Consider the following 21,255-nt stretch of genomic DNA (forward strand, 5'->3'; position numbering starts at 1 on the left):
ACCTTACGACTCGGCGGGATAAGCCTGTCTTCGCATCGAAACCCCATTGCGCGGCGCTTACCCTATGTGGCCTACCGTACATACTTCCACGCGCAACAACAGGATACTATCCACTTTGTTTCGGCACTAGGCGACAACATGTCTGAAAGCCATGCTCATTCCGGTATCGACATACTCCGCGGACGCTGAAATCGACTTATTTCGAACCGGTACTCTAGCACCCCGGCCATCCACCCTGTAATGGGCCAGACGTTATCCAGTCGGCTTAGACAATGGCGGACATTCGCCGACAATGCATTGGATCAGCCGCGCGACGCCTGTATCAATGCCCACTTTTAGAGGACGACAATGAAACCGGCTCAATCTTCCCTAGCCAAGTCACCAGCCAAAGCGCCGAGCGGAATCTCCGGCTTCGACGACATCACCGGCGGAGGCCTGCCGCATGGACGCACGACGCTGCTGGTCGGCGGCCCCGGCTCGGGCAAGACTATCTTCGCGCTGCAATTTTTAGAGCATGGGGCACAGGATTGCCGGGAACCAGGCATCTTTGTGGCTTTCGAGGAGTCATCTCAGCGCATCGTCGCCAATGCCGAAAGCTTCGGCTGGCAGCTGGATGAGTTGCAGAAAAAAAGCCTGTTTTTCGTGGATGCCCAGCCTTCGCCCGACTTGGTCCAGTCGGGCGATTTCGATCTGGGCGGCATGTTGGCGGCATTGGAAGTCCGGATCGGCGAAATGGGCGCGCGGCGCATCGTCTTCGATGCGCTGGATATTTTGTTGGTGCTGCTACCCGATCCGGCGGCCATCAGGCGGGAAATCTACCGCTTACATGAATGGTTATTGGCGCACGAAATGACCGGCCTGATCACCTTGAAGGCCGACGGCGATCAGAGCAGTAGCATAAACCAGCAGCCGTTCGGCTTCATGCAGTTCATGGTGGATTGCGCGGTGATACTCAGCCACAACGTTGAGCTGGGGGTGTCGCAACGTAGTCTGCGGGTGCAGAAATATCGCGGCTCCAGCTTCGATGAAAACGAATCGCCGTTCCTGATCGGCAAAAAAGGTTTCGAGGTGGCCGTCGCCCGCACTCTGGATAGGATGGATGCCAATGTCACCAACGAACGGGTGTCCAGCGGCGTGATACGGCTCGATACCATGTTGGGCGGCGGCTACTACCGTGGCGCCAGCGTGCTGATTACCGGTTTCTCCGGCACCGCCAAAACCACCTTGAGCGGCGCCTTCGCCGAGGCAGCCTGCCGGCGTGGCGAGCGCACGCTGTTCGTCAGTTTCGACTCGGATGGTCCGGAGGTGATCCGCAATCTAGCCTCGGTCGGCATCCGCTTGGACGATTACGTCAAAAACGGCAGTTTGCGGATGGTCTCGGCCCGCGCCATCACCGGCAGTGCCGAAACCTATCTGGTGCGCATCAAAACCCTGGCGCAGGAACATGAGGCGGTTTGCCTGGTCATCGACCCGGTATCCACCTGGTCCAAGTCCGGCAATGACTTGAGCGTGCAAAGCGTGGCGGAACGCCTGATCGACTGGTCGAAGGCCGAAGGCACCACGCTGGTCTGCACCCGCTTGCTCGACGAGATGTCCAGCCTGGTGGAGGCGGGTTCGCCTTTACAGATCTCGTCCATCGTCGACACCTGGATTCACCTTAACTATCTGGTGCAAGCCGGAGAACGCAACCGCGGCTTGTCCATCGTCAAGTCGCGCGGCATGGCGCATTCGAACCAGGTGCGCGAGTTAATTCTCAGCGATGCCGGGGTGACCCTGGCCGACACCTACACCGCCGGCGGCGAGGTGTTGATGGGAACCTTGCGCTGGGAAAAGGAAAGTGCCGAGCGCATTGCCCACGAGGCCCACGACGCCGCCGTCAAGCTGAAGCGCGTCAAACTGGATGCCGAGGAAGCCGATCTTGAGGTGCGCTTGAAGTCTCTACAGGCCGAACTGACGGCAAAACAGACCGAAAAAGCCTTGTTGGTCCGCGCCAACCTCAGTCACGAGGGCGAGTTATCGCAAAGCCGCACCCGGATGCAAGAATTGCGCGGCGCCGATGGCGAAACCGTAACGGGAGTAAAACCGCAATGAGCCAACACCTTATCTTCAATTTCCGGCTCTATGTCGCCGGCGACGCGCTCAACTCCGCACAGGCACTGGCCAACCTGACCAGCCTTTGCCGGGCCCGCCTGCCGGATCGGCACCGGATCGAAGTCGTTGATGTGTATCAGGAGCCGAAACGGGCGCTGGCGGATGGTATTTTCATGACACCGACCCTAATCAAACTCACACCCACCCCTACCCGAAAGATCGTCGGCAGCCTTAACCGGATGCAACCCTTGTTGCTGATTTTGGGACTGGAAACCCCTGCCGCATGAACAGCGGACCTCCAGCGGAGGACGCCAATGAAGAAATTATCGCCTTAATCGAATCGCTACACCGCACAGGCCAACGTCTGGAGGAACTGACCGCGGGCGAGGTGGATACGGTGTCGGACAGTACGGGCCGGACCTTCTTGCTGCAAAGCGCCCAGGAGCACTTGCGACTCAGCGAGGCCGCCAAGCAGGCCGCCATCCTCAATGCATTGCCGGCGAATATCGCTTTGCTCAACACCCAGGGCATTATCATCTCGGTAAACCAAGCCTGGCGGCAATTTGCCAGCCAGAACGCCTTCCCATACATCGGCTTTGGCATCGGCCTCAATTATCTGCAAATTTGCGACAGTGCTCGGGATGACGGCGCGTCCGAGGCTCATCAGGCGGCCGATGCGATTCGCTCGGTGTTGAGTGGCAGCATAAAACAGCTATCGATGGAATATCCTTGTCATTCGCCCACGGAACAACGCTGGTTTCTGATGACGGTGACGCCGATGGGCGACGATCATCCCCTGGGCGCGGTGGTGATGCATTTGGATGTGACGGCACAACGGCAGATCAAGGAAGAGCTGCGTGCCAGCGAATTGCGCTTTCGCCAGATGGCGGAAAACATCGGCGACGCCTTCTTTCTACTGGATGTCGATGTCGGCCGCATGCTGTACGTCAGCCCGGCTTATGAAACAATCTGGGGGCGTAGCTGCGAAAGTCTATATCAAAATCCGCAATCATGGACCGAAGCCGTTCACCCGGACGACCGGGCAGCGACTTACAAGACTTATCGGAAAGCACTGGTGGCGGGCGATGCCGATTTTCAATTCCGAATCGTGCGCCAAGACGGCTCGATTCGCTGGATCGAAGTGAAAGGTTATCCGGTCCGCGACGAGGCAGGCAAGCTGGTTCGCATCGCCGGCCTGGCCAAGGACATCACCCGACGCATGCGGGCCGCGCAAGACTTGCGGGAAAGCGAGCGACGCTTCAGAGACCTGCTGGAAAATGTAGAGCTGGTTTCAATGATGCTAGGCCGAGACGGCTGCATCACCTACTGCAACGACTACCTGCTGCGCCTGAGCGGCTGGCATCGCGACGAACTGCTTGGCCGAAACTGGTTCGAGACATTTATACCGCCCGAGCTTAGCGAGCTAAAAGGTGCCTTTTTTTCGGCTCTGCTCGCCAACCTACCGGAAACCTGGCATCACGAAAACGAGATTCTGACCCGTGCCGGCCAGCGTCGTTTGATTCGCTGGAACAATTCGGTGTTGCGCTCCGGCACCGGCGAGGTGATCGGCACGGCCAGCATCGGCGAAGACATTACCGAACGCAAGGCAGCCGAAGCCAGGGTCGCTTACCTGAACCGGGTCTATGCCATGCTCAGCAGCATCAATATGCTGATTGTGCGGGTGCATGACCGCGACGAACTGTTCCAGGAAGCCTGCCGGATTGCGGTCGAGGTAGGCGGATTCCGCAAGTCTTTGCTGGTCCTCGTGGATCGGGATCTGATGCAGTTTATCCCGGTTGCCTCGGCGGGTGGCGATCAAGCACTCCTGTCCGCCATCAAAAGCATTTTGTCATCGCCGGAGCATGCCCGAAATAGTATGGTGGCGCGGGCGATCCGCGAAAAGGCCGCCGTCGTCTCCAACGACTCGCAAAACGATCCCAAGGTACTGTTGGGCGGGAAGTACGCGGAACTCGGCGTCCGCTCGATGGCTATCCTTCCGTTACTGGTTGCTGGCGAAGCAGTCGGCGTGCTCACGCTGTACGCCAATGAAATTGCCTTCTTCCGGGAAGAAGAGATGACGCTGTTAACGGAACTGGTCGGCGATATCGCCTTCGCCATCGATCACATCGCCAAGCGGGAACGGCTGGATTATCTGGCCTACTACGATGAACTCACGGGGCTGGCGAACCGCAGGCTATTTCTGGAGCGGGTGGCTCAGTACATGAGTAGCGCCGTCAGCGGCGAACACAAACTGGCCGTGCTGCTGATCGATCTTGAGCGCTTCAAGAACATCAACGACAGTCTGGGCCAGTTGGGCGGCGATGAGCTGTTGAAGCAGGTGGCGGCGTGGCTGACCCAAAACGCCGGCGAGGCCAACCTGATTGCCCGGATGGGTGCGGATCACTTTGCGGTGGTGTTGCCTAAAGTGACGCAGGAAGTCGATGTAGCCCGGCTGATCGAGAAAACCATGGCAACCTTTCTGGAGCATCCGTTCCACCTGCATGAGGCCAGTTTCCGGATTGCCATCAAGATTGGCGCGACCTTATTCCCGGACGACGGCGCCAATGCCGACACCTTACTGAGGAACGCCGAGGCCGCGCTGAAAAAAGCCCAGGCCAGCGGCGAACGCTACTTGTTTTACACCCAGAAAATGACCGAGGCCATGGCCCATAAGCTGTCGCTGGAGAATCAGCTGCGCCAGGCACTGGACAACGAAGAATTCGTGCTGCATTACCAACCCAAGGTGAATCTGGCCAGCGGCAAGCTGACCAGTGCCGAGGCGCTAATACGCTGGAACGATCCGCGCACCGGCCTGGTGCCGCCGGCCCGGTTTATCCCTATCCTAGAAGAAACCGGATTGATCAACGAAGTCGGCCGCTGGGCGCTCCACAAAGCCATCGACGACTATCTGCGCTGGCACAACGCGGGGCTGGCCGCCGTGCGCGTCGCGGTCAACGTCTCGCCGTTGCAACTGCGCGATCGCGGTTTTAGCGGTCAAATCCTGCGAGCCATCGACATTCATGCACAGGCCCCGTCCGGCCTGGAACTGGAGATTACCGAAAGCCTGATCATGGCCGATGTCAAACACAGTATCGCCAGCCTGCAAACCATACGCGCCATGGGCATCAGTATCGCCATCGACGACTTCGGCACCGGCTTTTCGTCGCTCAGTTACCTGTCCAAATTACCGGTGGATACCCTGAAAATCGACCGCTCGTTCGTGATCGAGATGACCGAATCGAGCGAGGGACTGTCGCTGGTATCGACCATTATCAATCTGGCGCATTCAATGAAGCTCAAGGTGGTGGCGGAAGGCGTCGAAACCGAAGAGCAGGCCAATCTACTGCGGACGCTGAACTGCGACGAGATGCAGGGCTATTTATTCAGTAAACCGGTGCCTGGCGAGATTTTCGAAACAAGATACCTGTCGCCACTAATGCCGGCTTATCGGGGAGCATGATCATGTTCAAACTGGATGAAGCAAAGTTACAAGCGGTACTGAAGCAATTGCATCAGGCGATTTATAATCATGAGCGTTGGCATAACGACCTGATTCGCACCATCATCTGTCAGCAACCCCACGACCATCACGACATGGCCAAGGATGCCCATCGCCGATGCCGCTTCGGTCAATGGTATTACAACGACGTGCCAACGGAAGTTCGCGATCATCAGGCTTTTCTGGCGATACGCACCGAGCACAAGCACATGCATCAACTAGCCACTCAATTGCTGGCAACCGCGGCGACGAAAGCGGCTATAGCTCCGCACGATTATGATGCCTTCGCCAACGCCCTCGACCGCTTGCGTCTGGAAATACAGACGCTGTCACGCGAGATCGAGGAATCGCTGTATAACCACGACCCGCTGACCGGCGCCTTAAACCGGATCGGCATGTTGACCTCGCTACGCGCGCTGCACGAACTGGTCAAACGCCAGGTTCAACAATGTTGCATCGCCATCATGGATTTGGACCACTTCAAGGTTATCAACGACAGCTATGGCCATGCCGTTGGGGACAAAGTGCTTTCCGCTTCGGTACGCTACCTGATGGATCACCTGCGCCCCTACGACAAGGTGTTTCGCTACGGTGGCGAAGAATTTCTGATCTCGTTGCCGAGTACCGACCTAAAGGCGGGTCACACAATGATCGAGCGCATCCGCGAAGAACTAGGCAAACCCCCTCTGGCTTTCCACGGCAGCAAGCCAATTCCGCTCACCGTATCGTTCGGGCTGGCCATGCTCGATCCAGAGGTTAACGTTGAAGAGACCATCCGTCGAGCCGATAAGGCGTTGTATGCGGCCAAGAGCGCCGGGCGCAACTGTTCCCGGAAATGGGATGCCGTCAATTCCACTCCCTTGGCATAGGATAATCTCGGATAAGCTTGGGTGCGCTAGCGAACAGACCGGAAAGCGATTCGGCGCATCTTTCCGGTAAAGCTCTCAGTCACGAACGGGTCGCATCGCATACCAATTGTCCAACGCCAAACAAGTTCGACCGTATCGATATAAGGTACGCGATGCGTACCCTACCTGGCTGATGATTCAATGTTGAAGCAGACACGGGACGTGTGGTTTCATTATCCGCCAACAGCCATTCCCGATAACCATCAAAATCATGAACGCCTCCCCTCTTGTACTCGAAGCAAAAAACTTGGTCGTCAACTATAAACAACATCGCGCCATCGATTCATTGAATCTCAGTGTGCCCAAAGGCTGTGTCTACGCCTTATTGGGCGGAAATGGCGCCGGCAAATCCACCACCATCAGTACCTTTTTAACCTTTAACCGGCCGAGTGGTGGACAAGTGTTGATAGAAGGTCAATCACCGCATGATCATCCCGATCTGGTGCGTGCCAAAGTCGCTTATCTACCGGAAAACGTGGCGCTGTATGAATTGATGAGCGGCCTGGAAAATTTAAACTTTTTTTGTACGCTGGCCGGCATTCATATTAGTCGCGCCCAAGCCGGCCAATTATTATCCGATAGCGGCCTGCAAGCCGACGCCCACGGCAAACGGGTTGCCACCTATTCCAAGGGTATGCGCCAAAAAGTCGGTTTGGCGATTGCGTCGGCTAAACATGCCACGGCCATGCTGCTGGACGAACCTACTTCGGGCCTGGACCCCAGCGCCGCCAATGACTTCGCTCAACGTATCCGCGCCGCAGCCGACTCCGGCATAGCGGTATTGATGGCCACCCACGACTTGTTTAACGCCAAGCAAGTAGCCGACCGCATAGGCATCATGAAGAATGGGCGTCTGGTGGAGGAATTCGATGCACATACGGTGCAGCATGATGAGCTCGAACAAAAATATCTGGCCCACGCGCGGGGGTTGGCATGATAACGGCCATTATCCGGAAGGAATTCATTTCAACCTTGCGCGATGGCAGGCTGTTGACCCTCGGGGTTTCGGTATTGGCAATCTTTATCGGTTTTTTCCTGACCTCAACCCACGAACTACAACAATTGCGTCTGGAAAAACATAGCGTCGGCATCACCGCCAAGGAGCAATGGAATAGTCAAAGCGTCAAAAATCCGCATTCGGCCGCTCACTACGGCATTTATGTGTTCAAACCCGATTCGCCTGCCGCCGCTTTAGATCCCGGATTAAGGCCTTTTATCGGCCAATCGCTGTGGCTGGAACCGCACAAACGTAATCTGACGCGTTTCAACCCCAGCGCCGATCAAATCGTCGCCAACCGTTTCGGACAGGCCAGCACCAGTTTTGTGCTATACGCTTTGCTGCCTTTAATGATCGTGGCATTAAGCTTTACCTCGATCAGCCAGGAACGGGAGCGCGGAACCTTGCGCATGCTGCATAGCTTGGGAATTGCCGCCAGACAGCTGGTATTCGGAAAGCTGTTGGGGTTGCTCGGCGCATTCATGCTGGTGTTGTCGCCCGCTCTGCTGGTGGCTGTGCCGCTGTTGGGCCAAAATTTCAGCCTCGGCTTGGACGATGTGTTGCGACTGTTCGCATTGTTGCTGCTGTTTTTGATTTATTACGCAATCTTCGCGGCCTTGGCCATCGCCGCTTCGGCCTATTTTCGAACCAGCCGCATCACCCTGTTCTGCCTGTTGGCGTTTTGGCTGGCCAGTGTGTTTGTGGCGCCGCGACTAGGCGCGGTAACCGCCGAAGCGCTCTCCCCCAATCCATCCGCCGGTCAATTTTGGCAAGCGATCAAAACCGATATTGACCAAGGTCTCGAAGGCGACGGCAACCATGAGCAACGTGCCCAGGCTTTTGAAGCAAAAATCCTGGCTCAATATGGTGTCAGCCGTAAGGAAGATTTACCGGTCGGTTTTGTCTCGCTCAACCGCCAGCATAACGATAGCTACTCGGTCCGTGTGCATGCGCTGCATTTTGATCGCCTGCGCGACAATTTTGCTAGGCAGCAGCGTTTGACTCACATTGCCTCGTGGCTGGGCCCCAGTCTTTCCATCCGTTCCTTGTCGATGGCGCTGGCCGGCATGGATTTGGCTCATCAACGAAATTTTGAAGATGCCGCCGAAGATTACCGCCATTACTTTATAGATTTAACCGAAGATTGGGACCGCGAGCGTAGCCACGGTACGGAACGCAGCGCCAAGGGCAAAGAAAGCGATTGGCGTAGTGTCAAGGCCTTTGAATATCAGGCGCCAGACATTGTGTTTGCCTTGAAATCGGCGCGACTCGATTTTATCGTGCTGATGGGCTGGCTGGCTTTCGCGCTCGCTCTATTAACACTTTCGGCAAAGAGATTAAACCCATGATGAAACTGCTGTCCGTTGAATGGATCCGTTTTAGCCGCAACCCGCTGAATATCCGGATCATCGGTTTGTTTTTCTTGTTGATGACTATCAGCGCCGTTTGGTCGGGGCTTGCCGCTCGCGAATTCAGGGCCATGGCCGGAGCGCCGGCAACCCGGCAACCGACGACTAATAAGGCGGAAATGCATGATGCTGCCAAGCCCCCGGAAACCGCCGACAATGCCACGGCATTCTCCGCCAGTTTCGCAGCGCAACCGTTACGCTTACCCGCTTTGGGCGGATTGGCGCTGAATGTCAGCCGGATGGATTTATTGAGTACCGCCATCAAAATCTCGATCCGTAGTCGCCATACCGACGGCCGCGCCGGCGACCAGTTGTTCAATCCCTTGATGCATGAATTGGGTTTGCTGGATTTTGCCACCGTGCTGGCGTTGTTAACGCCGCTGGTTATCATCGCCTTGACCTACGGTCTAGTCCAAGAAGATCGAGAGTCGGGCGTATGGCGGCTGGTTTGCACGCAAACATCCCGGCCGTGGCGATTGGTACACACCGCATTGAGCCTGCGTTATGGATTGTTGCTACTGATCGTAATCATGACATCCCTGCTCGCTTTCGCGCTCGATCCGGGCTCCAGCGCTAGCGCAATCTGGCAATGGTTGCTGATAATATCCCTCTACAACTTGGTATGGTTCAGTATTGCCGGCTTGTTCATGCTGTTGCCGATTTCCTCGGGCGCGGCGGCGATCGCGATGCTCGGCACCTGGCTGGTGATTACTTTTGCAGTCCCCGCCGGCATTAGTTGGGCGGCCGACCGGACCTCGCATATGCCGTCACGCATGAGCGCCATTATCGATATCCGCCAGTTTCAGGAGCAAACCAATCAACAACGTGAAGCCTTGCTTGCCGACTGGTATCAGGCTCATCCCGAGGTCAAACCGGCCGCGCCGCTAAAAAGTCTGCCTCGGGAAATCAATGGCCTACCGGCTACTTTGCAACTCGACAGCCGTGTCCGGCCGCTGATGGTTCAATTCGACGAAGCGCGTAAAAAACAGTTTGAGTTTATGGAACGCTGGTCGGGCTTGTCGCCGGCATTAGGATTGATTCTTATGGCGGATCGACTGGCTGGTATCGATGCGCCACGTTATGCGAATTTTATCCAAACGGTTAATCAATTCGAAGATCAATGGCGTGGTTATTTTGTGCCACTGATCATGGGCAACGCCCCTTGGTCTGAAGAACAGCAAAAATCCGTACCTCAGTTTAATTTTGCCGCGTCCGACAATCCATCAGCATGCTTACGCTTATCGATGACGCAAGCGGCAGCCGCGGTGATTTTACTGGCACTGCTGTTTGCCTTGCGCCGCCGCTTCGCCAAAACGTAATGCCGAAATCCGCATATTCAACCAACTTGCAATACCTTGGCGCCACGAATTTTGCCAGCTTTCAGTTCCAGCAAGGCTTGATTAGCCTGTTCCAATGCAAATACCTGCACGTTAGGCATTAGCCGCATCTCCGCCGCCAACGCCAAAAAATCAATCACGTCGCATCGGGTAATGTTGGCTACGCTCTTTAATTCCTTTTCCAGCCATAGATGCAGAGGATAGTCCAAATCCAGCAGGCAGCTTCGGTCGCTTTGCTTGCGGATGGCGTTGATCACCAGCCTGCCGCCGGCTTCCAGATTGGCCAAGGCTTCGACCACGGGTTCCCAGGCCGGCGTGGTATCGATGATGCAGTCCAATTTGCGCGGTGCCCTGGCCACGGTTTCCCCCGCCCACACCGCGCCCAGTTCCATCGCAAACGCCCTTTCCTCGGCGCTACGGGCAAACACATAAATTTCACTGTCCGGAAATCGGTGCCGCGCCATTTTCAACACCAGATGCGCCGATGCGCCGAAACCGGTCAATCCCAGCCTTTGGCCATTTTGCAGGCCAGTCAGGCGCAGTGAACGGTAACCGATGGCTCCGGCGCATAGCAATGGCGCTGCCTGCACATCGGAAAAAACCTCGGGTATCGCGTAGACGAAATCCGCTCTAACCGTCATGTATTCGGCATAACCGCCATGCGCGTCACGGCCCGTCGCTTGGAAAGCCGGACACAGGTTTTCATGTCCGGCCAGACAAAATTTGCATGTCCCGCAAGCCGCAAAAATCCAGGCCACGCCTACCCTGTCGCCGATTCGCAACGTATCGACTCGGCTACCGATGGCTTCGATACGGCCTATGACCTGATGCCCAAGTATGACCGGCAAATGTGGCGGCGGCGTTCGGCCCTCGATTTCATCCAGCTCGGTATGGCAAACCCCGCAAGCGGATACTTTCAACAACACCTGATTTTCCGCCGGCACCGGCACCGGTAATGCCATCGGCGTCAACGGCGACGGGTTTTCCTGTAGATTACAAAGCCTTTCCAATACCATTGCCTTCATTGCATCCACCTGTTTGGGTTAGCGCTATACTGATTTCGATGAGCCGTTCGGGAAAACTTTTCATAAATCATGAATGGCTCGGAGTCAATCCGCTAGCCAACATTTATCGAGCTTAAACCATGAACGATACGGACAGCATGATAAAGGACATTGAAAACGAAACCCGGTTGACCCGCGATTTTATCGGCAAGGATACTCTGGATGCACGAGTCATGGCGGCGATGAAACAAGTGCCTCGCCATGAATTTTTGCCGGAGGACTTGCGTTACCGGGCCTACCAAAACGGCCCCGCCCCCATCGGTTCCGGGCAAACTATTTCCCAGCCCTATATCGTGGCCTTGATGACAGACTTGCTGCAGACCAAGCCCACGGATGTGGTGCTGGAAATCGGCACCGGTTCTGGCTATCAGTCGGCTATCTTAGCGCAATTGGTTAGCCAGGTTTATTCGATCGAAATCATTGAATGTCTGGCGCTCAATGCCGGCAAGCGCCTCGCCGGCCTTGGCTATCGCAATATCGAGGTTCGTTATGGCAACGGCTGTTTCGGCTGGCCGGAACATGCGCCCTTTGACGGCATCATCGTCACGGCCGCCGCGCCGCATATCCCGCAAGCCTTGATCGATCAACTGCGCGTCGGCGCCCGCTTGGTGATACCGGTCGGCTTACCCTATTGCTATCAGGAACTGATGCTGCTGGAAAAACAGGCCGACGGCCAAATCGATAGCAGCACCATTCTCGGGGTCAGTTTTGTGCCGCTGACCGGCATCCACAACAAACCTCAAACCTGAATCACATGCTATGCTGCTTGCATGAAAATCCATATTGCAACGGAGCAAGCCATGCGTAGACTCACCAGCGTTTTTTTTCTATTGGCCACCCTGCTTTTGCCGGGTTGCGGCTATAACACCTTTCAAAGCCAGGACGAGCAGATCAACGCCGCCTGGGCCGAAGTGCTGAACCAATATCAGCGCCGCGCCGATCTGGTGCCGAATCTGGTCAATACCGTCAAAGGCTATGCCGGACACGAAAAAGAAGTGCTGGAAGCCGTGACCGCTTCCCGCGCCCGAGTCGGCGGGATTCAGGCCACGCCGGAACTGGTCAACGACGAACAGGCTTTCGCCAAATTTCAAGCCGCCCAGGGCGATTTGACTTCGTCCTTGTCGCGCTTGCTGGTGGTAGCGGAAAATTATCCGCAACTGAAGGCCGATGCCAATTTCCGCGATTTACAGGCGCAATTGGAAGGCACCGAGAACCGTATCACCGTGGCTCGCAACCGCTATATCGCCGCCGTAAAAGATTACAACATTACAGTACGTACCTTCCCCAGCAACCTGACCGCGATGCTGTTTAGCTACACGACCAAACCGTCGTTCACCGTCGAGAATGAAAAGGCCATTTCGACCGCGCCCGTGGTCGACTTCGGGAAATAACATGCCGGCTCAACGCCTTAGCTACCGTGGATTGCCGGCCGCATTGTTCATCGTTCTTTTTTGGGGCATGGCCGCGTTTGCCCAGGTGCCGATACCCCAGCTTGAACGGCGCGTCACCGACCTGACCGCCACCTTGAGCAGCGATCAACTGAACGCGTTGGAACAGCGCCTGGCCGCATTCGAGCAACAAAAAGGCAGCCAGATCGCGGTGTTACTGGTACCAACCACTCAACCCGAGGACATCGCTCAATATTCGATTCGAGTGGTTGAACAATGGAAACTGGGCCGCAAGAATGTCGATGACGGCGTGCTATTGCTGCTGGCCAAAAATGACCGCGCCACCCGCATCGAAGTGGGTTATGGGCTAGAAGGCGCCATTACCGACGCGCAGTCCAAACGCATCATCGAGGACATCATGATCCCGTATTTTCGCCAGAGCGACTTTGCCGGCGGGATTAACGCCGGCGTCGATAGCTTGATCGGCCTGATTCAGGGCGAACCGTTACCTGAAGCCGAACCCTCCGCAATCGGTTCCCTACCGGATCAATATTTTTCGTTGCTGCTGTTCCTGGCTGTTATCAGCGGCGGCATTTTGCGCGCGCTGTTGGGCAAATTTCTGGGCGGCTTGGTCACAGGCGGCCTGGTCGGGATAGTGGTTTGGCTATTGGGTGGCGGCTTGATTTTCGCGATTTTTCTAGCGTTAATGGCCTTTGTGATCGCTCAAGGCAATAGCCGTGGCTACCGGGGAGGTGGCGGAGGCGGTTTCGGTGGCGGCGGATTCAGCAGCGGCGGCGGTTTTTCCGGCGGCGGTGGTGGATTTGGCGGCGGCGGCGCGTCAGGGAGATGGTAAGACATGCAAATCGCTAGATACTTCAAACATATCTTCAGCGGCCCCTGGCGAGTCCGGCGGTTTTTTCCCAAGAGTAGCCTGAAAGCCATCGAAGCCGCGATTGCCGCCGGCGAGCGCACCCATCTGGGTGAATTACTGTTTGTCGTGGAAAGCTCCTTGGACATTGGCGATGTCTGGCGCGGAATCGCGCCACGGCAACGCGCGGTCGAGGTATTTTCGCAAAGCCGGGTCTGGGACACCGAACATAATTCCGGCGTACTGATTTATCTGTTATTGGCCGAGCGCCGGGTGGAAATCCTCGCCGATCGTGGCATACATGCCAAAGTCGGCAATGCGGCCTGGGCCGATATTTGCCGCGACATGGAAACCCGATTTCGGGCCGGTGAATTCGAGCGCGGCGCCATCGAAGGTATTACTGCCATCAACCAATTGTTGCAACGGCACTTCCCGGCCCGAAACCGCGAAAACCTCAACGAAATAGCCGACGCGCCCATCATGCGGTAGCACTGGACCCGCCGAAACCGATGAGGCCGGAGACTTTAACCGCCCGGTTTTAACAACATCTTGCGTACATCGCCGACATGAGTTTCCTCCAAGGCGCACATGCGCCGCGCATATTCCTCCAGTAATACGTTGCGGCCGTTCACCAGTTCCAGCAAACGGTAATATTCGGCCAGCGCTTGGGTTTCATGTTCCAGGGACTCGCGCAAAATATCGCCAATATCGTGGCGATGAGTTTCCAGCAAGGGGCCGATCCCCAGCGATGGATGGCCGCCCAGATGAGTGATCATTTCCCCGGCCTGGTTGGCGTGCTGCAAGGACTCGTTGGCTTGGGCGCGCATCCAGGACACGATGGGAATCCGATTGTAACCAAACACCATCAACGCATAGTGAGTGTAACGAACAACGCCGGCCAGTTCGGCTTCCAAAATATTATTCAAAACCGTGATGACCGCATCATGATCTATCTCGTTATTAGCCATGACAGCCTCCTGTTTCAGAATGAAGGGAAGCCCACTATAGGCCTTTTAGCATATCAAGCAAACCGATTGAATCGCTCCAACACATAAAGTCGGCGGCCTGCTTGTTTTCGACACCCAGCCAAAGCCGCCGCCAGCCGGCCGGCAATGCCCACTAAAGTAAATACATCCGATTTATCACGTATTTACGAACAAGCCGCCATGATCAAACACGGTATAATCCGACCCAAATCAAATTTACATAACCAAAGCTGTCAACCATGCAAACCGCCAGAATTCCGCTCTTCGCCATTTTGATCATCATCGTCCATGGCGCGCTCGGATGGTTTGCCAACCAACCTCGGGATGTCGGTGCCGATGTACCCGCCGGGAAATTGAACAGCCTGTCATTTGCGCCCTATCGGGAAGGATTCAGCCCGATCCTGCAAAAATTTCCGCTGCCGGAGCATATCGACCAAGACCTGGGACTGCTGGCGGACAAAACCCACAGCATCCGAACCTATTCCATACTTGGCGGCATGCAACCCACGCCCGATTTCGCCCGTAAACATGGGGTGGATATAATCATGGGCGGCTGGCTGGGCAACGGCCACCAGCAAAACAAAATTGAAGTCGAAGCCTTGATCCAGGCCGCTAATGCCAACCAGGATCAGGTGAAACGGGTGATCGTCGGCAACGAGGTATTGCTGCGCAAGGATATGGATGTCGACAGCCTTATCGGCTATATCCGCCAAGTCAAACAGGCTATCAAACAGCCAGTTACCTACGCCGATGTTTGGTCCAGCTATATCAAATACCCGCAACTCTTCAATGAAGTGGATTTTATTACCATCCACATTTTGCCTTACTGGGAAGACGAGCCGGTTGCGATCGAACACGCCGCCGAGCATGTCGAGAAAATCATACGGCAAATCGAAGACAAGGCCCGCGGCATGGGGGTCAACAAACCGATTCTAATCGGCGAGTCCGGCTGGCCGGCCGCCGGCCGTCAACGCGGCTTGGCGGTGCCGAGCGTCATCAATGAAGCCCGTTACATCCGCGACCTGATCCAGGTCGCCAATCGGCACGGCCTTGATTACAACATCGTCGAAGCCTTCAATCAGCCCTGGAAAAGTAACCACGAAGGCGTGGTGGGCGCCAACTGGGGGCTGCTGACCATAGACCGTCAACCGGTTTTCCCGCTGACCGGCCCCGTCAGCGAAAATCCCGACTGGCCGTTACATTTTGGCTGGGCAACGCTGTTGTACCTATTAGTGACCGCCTGTTATTTCAACAAACTGCGATCGCTTTCAGCACTGCGTATGTTGCTGTTTTTATCACTGTCGCAAGCGCTCTGTGTTTGCCTGATTACGCTGGCGGATTTTCAGTGGCACACCAGTTATAGCCCATGGCAGCAAGCCTATACGGTGATAATAGTCATCGCCAATGCCGTACTGGGCGGCTTGCTGATCCAGCGTTTTTACACGGTGTTAGCCGACAAAGCCACGGCGCCGGCACTGGCAAACCGGCTAAAACGGGCTTACCAGTTTTTTATGCTGCTGGCGGTTTATAAAACCTATCAGCTGGCCTACGATGGCCGTTACTTGAGCTTTCCGAATGAGCAATTCGCCATTCCGGCGCTGGGGGTATTGGGCCTGATCCTCTGTCTGATAGTCAGTCGGCACGGGATCAATCGGCAAACCTTATCTTTCGACCGGCCAATCGACGGCAAACCACAGGCCGGTCGCGCTAGGTTTATCGCTTACCTGTTAAGCCTTGGCCTGCTGGCATTGGTGTCGGCCGAAACCTATTCCTTTCTGACGGCCTATGATTTTATTCAGGCTCATCCCAGCTTGAGCGAAGGCCTACCCATCGCCTTGAGCTATACCCTGAAAAACCAGCAATTGACCACCTGGCTAATTTCCATACAGATTTTAGCCTTGCCATTCTGGCGCCGCCCTCCTGCCTACAACGGGAAGACCTAAAAGCTCGGAATTCCGTCAACAATAAGTTCCTAATATCGAATGGCGTTGGCGTCCAGAGTATTTTGGCAACTAGCATCCGATCCAAGCACTTACACCTCTTTGGGCAATAGTTTGCGTTCCGGATCGGCTGTTCCAGGCGTTACAGTCAAAAGATGTGATGCCGCTCATGATCGATTGCGACACTTTCGGGGATTACCAGTCGGTTGTTCGTGCTAGACTTTTGTCCTGACATTCATTATTTCGTCAGGATCGCACTATGGCAGCCGCGCGGACCAGCCACACACACCCTCTTCAGATCGCGGAAGTCCGTGCCAGCCCATCACAGGGACGGATCGGAATCACCTTCTGCCCAGGCAAGCATGACCATTTTGCGCACACGGGCGCCTGGGAGCGCGACCTCGGTATCGATTTGGACGCCATCGCCGCCTGGGGCGCCAAGCTGGTGCTGACACTGGTAGAACCCGCGGAGCTCAAGGCACTCAAGGTACCGCTGCTAGGGCATGAAATTCGCGGACGGGGCATAGCGTGGCTTCATCTGCCCATCGCCGACTATTCCGTTCCTACTCAGGCTTTCGAACAGCAGTGGGCCACGCAAGGCCGCGAGATCCGCGAGATGTTGCGCAATGGTGATGATGTGCTGGTGCATTGCAAAGGTGGCCTGGGTCGGGCCGGCATGATCGCGGCGCGGCTACTGGTGGAATTGGGCATGAATCCCGATGAGGCGATCCATGCCGTTCGCCGCGTGCGCAAGGGCGCCATCGAAACGCCAGGGCAACTGGCGCTGGTGCGTCGAACCAAGCCCATTGCCTAAGCAAACCGATGAACGCTGACAGGCCTCTGATCGATACCAGCACTATGCAGCGAGTTGGCGGGCAATTGGGCACCAACCCGGCGGGCATTTTTCAGGACAACAACGGACGGCGCTACTACGTGAAGACGCTGGAGTCTCCGGCCCATGCACGCAATGAAATGATCGCGGCCAAGCTCTATCATCTGGCCGGCGCGCCGACTTTGACCTATGTGAGCACAACAGCGCCTGACCAGATCGCGACCGAGTGGATCGAACTCGACAAGAAGTGTATTGCACATCTCAACGAAAGCGAACGTAAAAAGGCTCAGCGCTGGTTCGGTGTTCATGCCTGGACGGCCAACTGGGACGCCGCCGGCTACAATGGCGACAATCAGGGCGTCGTCAACGGCAAAGTGCTGACGCTCGACGTGGGTGGGGCGCTGGCATTCCGGGCTCAGGGTGACCCCAAGGGCAAAGCGTTCGGCACTCGGGTGGACGAACTCGATGTGCTGCGAACTGACGAAGGCAACCCTCACGCAGTCAGGCTCTTCAGTGACATGAGTCCAGACGAAATCGAACAGGCCATCATGGTGGTGCTACGGATTGCCGACCAACAGATTCACCAGGTCATCATTGACAGCGGCGGCGGTGACGCCCTGGCCGAGAAGATGATTGCACGCAAAGCCGATATGGCTAGGCGCTAGAAGCAATTTAGGTTCTATTTCGCCTTAGGAGCTGGCAGCGACCTTGACATCGTTAAAGCTAAACAGAATTGAACTTCAGCTATCGAGAACGACATTTTAAAATATGCTAATTTACAGTTTCGGCCAGAAGCGGACTGCTGGGTTACATTGTGAATGGCAATATTTGAAGGTATACCTGTCTGTCGCTCTTGCTAAATGCTTGATTGCAAAAACTGAACACAGTGATGGATGAGACTATATCGTACTCAGAAAAGGTCGCTTTCGCTTATACTGTTGACTTTTCTGGCAAAGTCTCAAGCAACTTTTCCGTTTGCTTGATCGATGTTTCCTTATCTTGAACAGACACCATTGCCGACAATCTGTAGTCCGCTACGATTCTAAGCCCTTTTAGCTGCTGAAGAATGAAACCGATTTTTCTATCGTTAACGTCGGTGCTTTTTGTCAGACCGGAAATCAGCTTTGCATGAACGCCGCCCTCGGCGGAACCGTCCATTTTGTAGACTTCAAGGCAAGCATGATAAGCCGCGTAATACGCTCTGCTTACAGAGTTTCGTATTTGAATTTCGGTATCTTCTGGCAACGATTTTGCGAATTGCAAAAACGCTTGTTGGTCGACAGGCATTAGTGTTGGCAGGCCCTGAAAGCAACGGTCATATTACCGAGATCGATATCGGGCTGGCTGGCTAGTATTTCGCACAATTCCATATTCATCTCGACCGTAATATCGACGTTCGATGTTGTCTCGATCCAATTGAACAATTCTTGTGTTTCTTCCGTCGGAATCAACGATAGATTGATCGTTTTTATATCGGCGCCATGCTTTAAACGAATGGACTCTAAAATATCGGACAACTGATGCAAACTGGGCTCCGGAATACCCAAACTTAAAACGATCTTGGCGTTTTGAACAAAACCTTCCGCTTTTTCGTCAATAACAGCCAATTGCAGAGGAATCAGTGCTTGATAGTGCTCAACGACTTTATCGAACAATCCCAAAAAATAAGCCGATTTAACTGCCGACACAAGAAGAACCGGCGCATGCGGGAACACATTTAAACCTTTTTTAGCCCATTTATAGGCATCCTTAATATGGCCCAGATTATAAAGAGACGTGCAATACGAATCGTAAAGCTCGACCGAACCTTCCAAACGAATTGCTAACTCATGCTGCTTTTTACATTCCGCTACGTCGTTATCTAGACATGCAATCATCCCCAAGATGGCAGCATAAACGGCACGGTTACCGTTTTTCAGTTTGGCCGCTTCCCGTTTTAGTTTGGCAACTTCGAATTGCGAAGGAGCCCTATCCTCGGAGATATAGCGGCAAATCTCCTCAATCAGCTGGTTTTCGATTGTATTGGGCTTTAACGTCATCTAAATGGTCCGAAAAACAGCATAAAGCAAACAATGACAAAAAGGTTTGCAAGTATTATTTTACTAGAAAGTGTAACCATTATTTACCGGCAAGTAAAACAAACCTTGTGGTAAATTGAGCCTGTACGTCGACCATAAGTTCCTACATTACAGGGATGATCAGGCTTGCAATCCAGAGCAACAGACAGGTATACCTTCAAATATTGCCATTCACAATGCAACCCAGCAGTCCGCTTTGGGTCGATTTTGCTCCGTTAGTTCCGGCAGAGCAATCGAACCGGTAAGCCAAGGTAGGCGAGCGTTTTCTGACAACTCGGAAGCTGCTGCTTCGTGGTTGCCACGTAACCGCATTGCGGCAATCCGTTCCGGAAAAACAGACGCCGGCTGCGAATTGACATTACCGCCCCGCTTCGGACAGAAACGAAAGGCTCATGACGCGTATCCCCCGCCGCTGACGATAACCGATCACAGGCACGATGCCCAGCGACAACAAGTTATTTGCCTGGGATTCGCTCAATACAACTTGGGTTCCGGGCTGTAAAACCTGCTCGCCATTCTGCTCGAAGCTGAAAGCCGGAATTTCGCCGAAGAAAAATTGATCGTCCGCGCCGGTTGTTTGACCGGTTCTGACCAGAGCACGGGCGAAGATAAAGGCCGGATTGCCCCACAGTAATTCTTCCGCCAATGGCATAGCCGAGCATTCTTCAAACGCCAAGGACTCGATCGGATCACGGTTGGCTCCGTACGGCAGCCTGAGTAAATATCGCGGATAGGCCAGCATCACCCTGTCCGCCTGGATTTGCTTCAGGTATTGCCGCCAGTTTTCGGCCTGTTCGGGAGCACCGATGATATTTTCGACCCATGCCTGCTCGACGCCGCCCAGAAAACTTGCGCCGCAAGCTTGCGCCAACCGGCCGCAACAGGCCAGCAATTCCTTGTCGTCCGTACCGCCGGAAAAACCGTAATCGCCGATCAACAGCACATCCTGTTCGCCGTCACCGGGCTGGATATGCTGCAGCAATTTTTGTTCGAATGCGCAGCTGCCGTTTCCGAGTTCGGCCAATAATTCGGCTTGAGCGATGTCCACCAGAAAAAAGTTTTGCTGGTCGGCCGCTTCTTCCCGCACCAGTAATTCGGTTGCCCGCCAAAGCGCTTCCAGAGTCTGAAACTCCGTGCAATGCAACAGGGTGCGCAAAAACTGGCTAATGGTCGAGTCGATCAGCTTGATCAAATCCCGATGTTGGGGTTCTATAGCCTTGGTCACATGCGGCGAGACTATATGATCAATCAATTTATTGACACTATCGGCCGTGCCGACTGGCGTATCAGGTTTTTTACCCAGCAGCCGTTCCAACAGTTCGTCCTGGCTTTCGGCTTCGGCCTGGACCGGAACGGCCGTGTCGGCTTGAGCCTCGACTTGAAAATAAGTCTGAATTTTAGCCGCTGCCTGCGCCGCGGTATTCGGGTTGCTTAACTCTTGTTTTAATTTTTGTAAATCCGCCAATATCCCGACTTTTTCCAGCCAGTTGTCGGGATGAAAGTCTTCCAAACTTTCGAACCGCAAACTTAGGCCGGACTCGAATTCAAGCGTCGGCCGGATTTGGCTCATCACCTGCTCGAAGTTGTCCATATCGAGTCTGCTGATTTTTCGCTGTTCCCATGGCAATCGGGCTAAACCGGAAAAATTTCCCAGGATATAAATCCGATAACCGGCATCGCCATCACGCTGATGAGCCGCTCCGTGAGTATTAAAACCCATCGTAAAATCAATTCTGCCCGGCATAAAGCCTCCCCTTGCCATTGAAGTTTTTTGAAACAGTAGCAGACCCCACCCGGTCCAACAAGCGCCAAATTACCGAGCGGAGCCGAAATCAAAGCCGGCCTGGGCTCCACTCCG

General features: G+C 54.9%; 19 protein-coding genes. 14 read left to right on the forward strand and 5 right to left on the reverse strand.

Annotation, left to right across the window (positions count from 1 at the left end):
* The first annotated feature begins 348 nt into the window (after positions 1-348).
* From kaiC to IVG45_RS13460, 7 genes are all read left to right on the forward strand, one after another.
* Entirely contained in the window at positions 349-2,091 is a 1,743-nt protein-coding gene (kaiC, locus tag IVG45_RS13430) for a circadian clock protein KaiC (protein ID WP_196434316.1), read from the forward strand.
* Complete coding sequence (locus IVG45_RS13435; RefSeq protein WP_196434317.1) at positions 2,088-2,378, forward strand: circadian clock KaiB family protein; 291 nt, start codon at positions 2,088-2,090, stop codon at positions 2,376-2,378. Before kaiC ends, IVG45_RS13435 begins: the two co-directional genes overlap by 4 nt.
* Positions 2,375-5,551 carry an EAL domain-containing protein gene (locus IVG45_RS13440; RefSeq protein WP_196434318.1) on the forward strand — a complete coding sequence of 1,059 codons (3,177 nt, stop codon included), beginning with the start codon at positions 2,375-2,377 and terminating at the stop codon, positions 5,549-5,551. Before IVG45_RS13435 ends, IVG45_RS13440 begins: the two co-directional genes overlap by 4 nt.
* Positions 5,552-5,553: 2 nt before the next feature.
* Positions 5,554-6,459, forward strand: a complete 906-nt coding sequence (locus IVG45_RS13445; protein ID WP_196434319.1) for a diguanylate cyclase — start codon at positions 5,554-5,556, stop codon at positions 6,457-6,459.
* Positions 6,460-6,709: 250 nt separating this feature from the next.
* Positions 6,710-7,435, forward strand: coding sequence for an ABC transporter ATP-binding protein (locus IVG45_RS13450; protein ID WP_196434320.1), 726 nt, complete (start codon positions 6,710-6,712; stop codon positions 7,433-7,435).
* On the forward strand, positions 7,432-8,844 hold the full coding sequence (locus IVG45_RS13455; protein WP_196434321.1) for a DUF3526 domain-containing protein: 1,413 nt from the start codon (positions 7,432-7,434) through the stop codon (positions 8,842-8,844). The genes IVG45_RS13450 and IVG45_RS13455 overlap by 4 nt, the downstream gene beginning before the upstream one ends.
* The gene (locus IVG45_RS13460; RefSeq protein ID WP_196434322.1) at positions 8,841-10,223 is read left to right on the forward strand and encodes a DUF3526 domain-containing protein; all 1,383 of its coding nucleotides are present in this window, start codon (positions 8,841-8,843) and stop codon (positions 10,221-10,223) included. The genes IVG45_RS13455 and IVG45_RS13460 overlap by 4 nt, the downstream gene beginning before the upstream one ends.
* Positions 10,224-10,240: 17 nt before the next feature.
* Here the strand turns inward: IVG45_RS13460 and IVG45_RS13465 are convergent, their stop codons facing one another.
* Positions 10,241-11,266, reverse strand: a complete 1,026-nt coding sequence (locus IVG45_RS13465) for a zinc-dependent alcohol dehydrogenase family protein (RefSeq protein WP_196434323.1) — start codon at positions 11,264-11,266, stop codon at positions 10,241-10,243.
* A gap of 119 nt (positions 11,267-11,385) precedes the next feature.
* Here IVG45_RS13465 and IVG45_RS13470 point away from each other — a divergent pair, with 119 nt between their 5' ends.
* From IVG45_RS13470 to IVG45_RS13485, 4 genes are read left to right on the forward strand one after another with little or no spacing between them, the layout of a single operon-like run.
* On the forward strand, positions 11,386-12,054 hold the full coding sequence (locus tag IVG45_RS13470) for a protein-L-isoaspartate(D-aspartate) O-methyltransferase (RefSeq protein WP_196434324.1): 669 nt from the start codon (positions 11,386-11,388) through the stop codon (positions 12,052-12,054).
* Positions 12,055-12,105: 51 nt separating this feature from the next.
* Positions 12,106-12,696, forward strand: coding sequence for a LemA family protein (locus IVG45_RS13475; protein WP_196434325.1), 591 nt, complete (start codon positions 12,106-12,108; stop codon positions 12,694-12,696).
* Between the two features lies 1 nt (position 12,697).
* The gene (locus IVG45_RS13480; RefSeq protein ID WP_196434326.1) at positions 12,698-13,546 is read left to right on the forward strand and encodes a TPM domain-containing protein; all 849 of its coding nucleotides are present in this window, start codon (positions 12,698-12,700) and stop codon (positions 13,544-13,546) included.
* Between the two features lie 3 nt (positions 13,547-13,549).
* On the forward strand, positions 13,550-14,050 hold the full coding sequence (locus IVG45_RS13485) for a TPM domain-containing protein (RefSeq protein ID WP_196434327.1): 501 nt from the start codon (positions 13,550-13,552) through the stop codon (positions 14,048-14,050).
* 35 nt (positions 14,051-14,085) lie between these two features.
* Here IVG45_RS13485 and IVG45_RS13490 read toward each other — a convergent pair whose 3' ends face one another.
* Entirely contained in the window at positions 14,086-14,529 is a 444-nt protein-coding gene (locus IVG45_RS13490; RefSeq protein ID WP_196434328.1) for a ferritin-like domain-containing protein, read from the reverse strand.
* A gap of 257 nt (positions 14,530-14,786) precedes the next feature.
* Between IVG45_RS13490 and IVG45_RS13495 the strand changes: the two genes are divergently transcribed.
* From IVG45_RS13495 to IVG45_RS13505, 3 genes are all read left to right on the forward strand, one after another.
* Complete coding sequence (locus tag IVG45_RS13495) at positions 14,787-16,490, forward strand: glycoside hydrolase family 17 protein (RefSeq protein ID WP_196434329.1); 1,704 nt, start codon at positions 14,787-14,789, stop codon at positions 16,488-16,490.
* A 256-nt stretch (positions 16,491-16,746) separates the two neighbouring features.
* Positions 16,747-17,301 carry a cyclin-dependent kinase inhibitor 3 family protein gene (locus IVG45_RS13500; RefSeq protein ID WP_196434330.1) on the forward strand — a complete coding sequence of 185 codons (555 nt, stop codon included), beginning with the start codon at positions 16,747-16,749 and terminating at the stop codon, positions 17,299-17,301.
* An 8-nt stretch (positions 17,302-17,309) separates the two neighbouring features.
* The gene (locus tag IVG45_RS13505) at positions 17,310-17,984 is read left to right on the forward strand and encodes a hypothetical protein (RefSeq protein ID WP_196434331.1); all 675 of its coding nucleotides are present in this window, start codon (positions 17,310-17,312) and stop codon (positions 17,982-17,984) included.
* Positions 17,985-18,249: 265 nt separating this feature from the next.
* Here the strand turns inward: IVG45_RS13505 and IVG45_RS13510 are convergent, their stop codons facing one another.
* From IVG45_RS13510 to IVG45_RS13520, 3 genes are all read right to left on the reverse strand, one after another.
* Complete coding sequence (locus IVG45_RS13510) at positions 18,250-18,606, reverse strand: hypothetical protein (protein WP_196434332.1); 357 nt, start codon at positions 18,604-18,606, stop codon at positions 18,250-18,252.
* The gene (locus tag IVG45_RS13515) at positions 18,606-19,358 is read right to left on the reverse strand and encodes a hypothetical protein (protein ID WP_196434333.1); all 753 of its coding nucleotides are present in this window, start codon (positions 19,356-19,358) and stop codon (positions 18,606-18,608) included. Before IVG45_RS13515 ends, IVG45_RS13510 begins: the two co-directional genes overlap by 1 nt.
* Positions 19,359-19,755: 397 nt before the next feature.
* The gene (locus IVG45_RS13520; protein WP_196434334.1) at positions 19,756-21,141 is read right to left on the reverse strand and encodes a type VI secretion system contractile sheath domain-containing protein; all 1,386 of its coding nucleotides are present in this window, start codon (positions 21,139-21,141) and stop codon (positions 19,756-19,758) included.
* Positions 21,142-21,255 lie beyond the last annotated feature (114 nt).

It is taken from the genome of Methylomonas sp. LL1 (genome assembly GCF_015711015.1).
In the GTDB taxonomy this organism is placed as follows: domain Bacteria; phylum Pseudomonadota; class Gammaproteobacteria; order Methylococcales; family Methylomonadaceae; genus Methylomonas.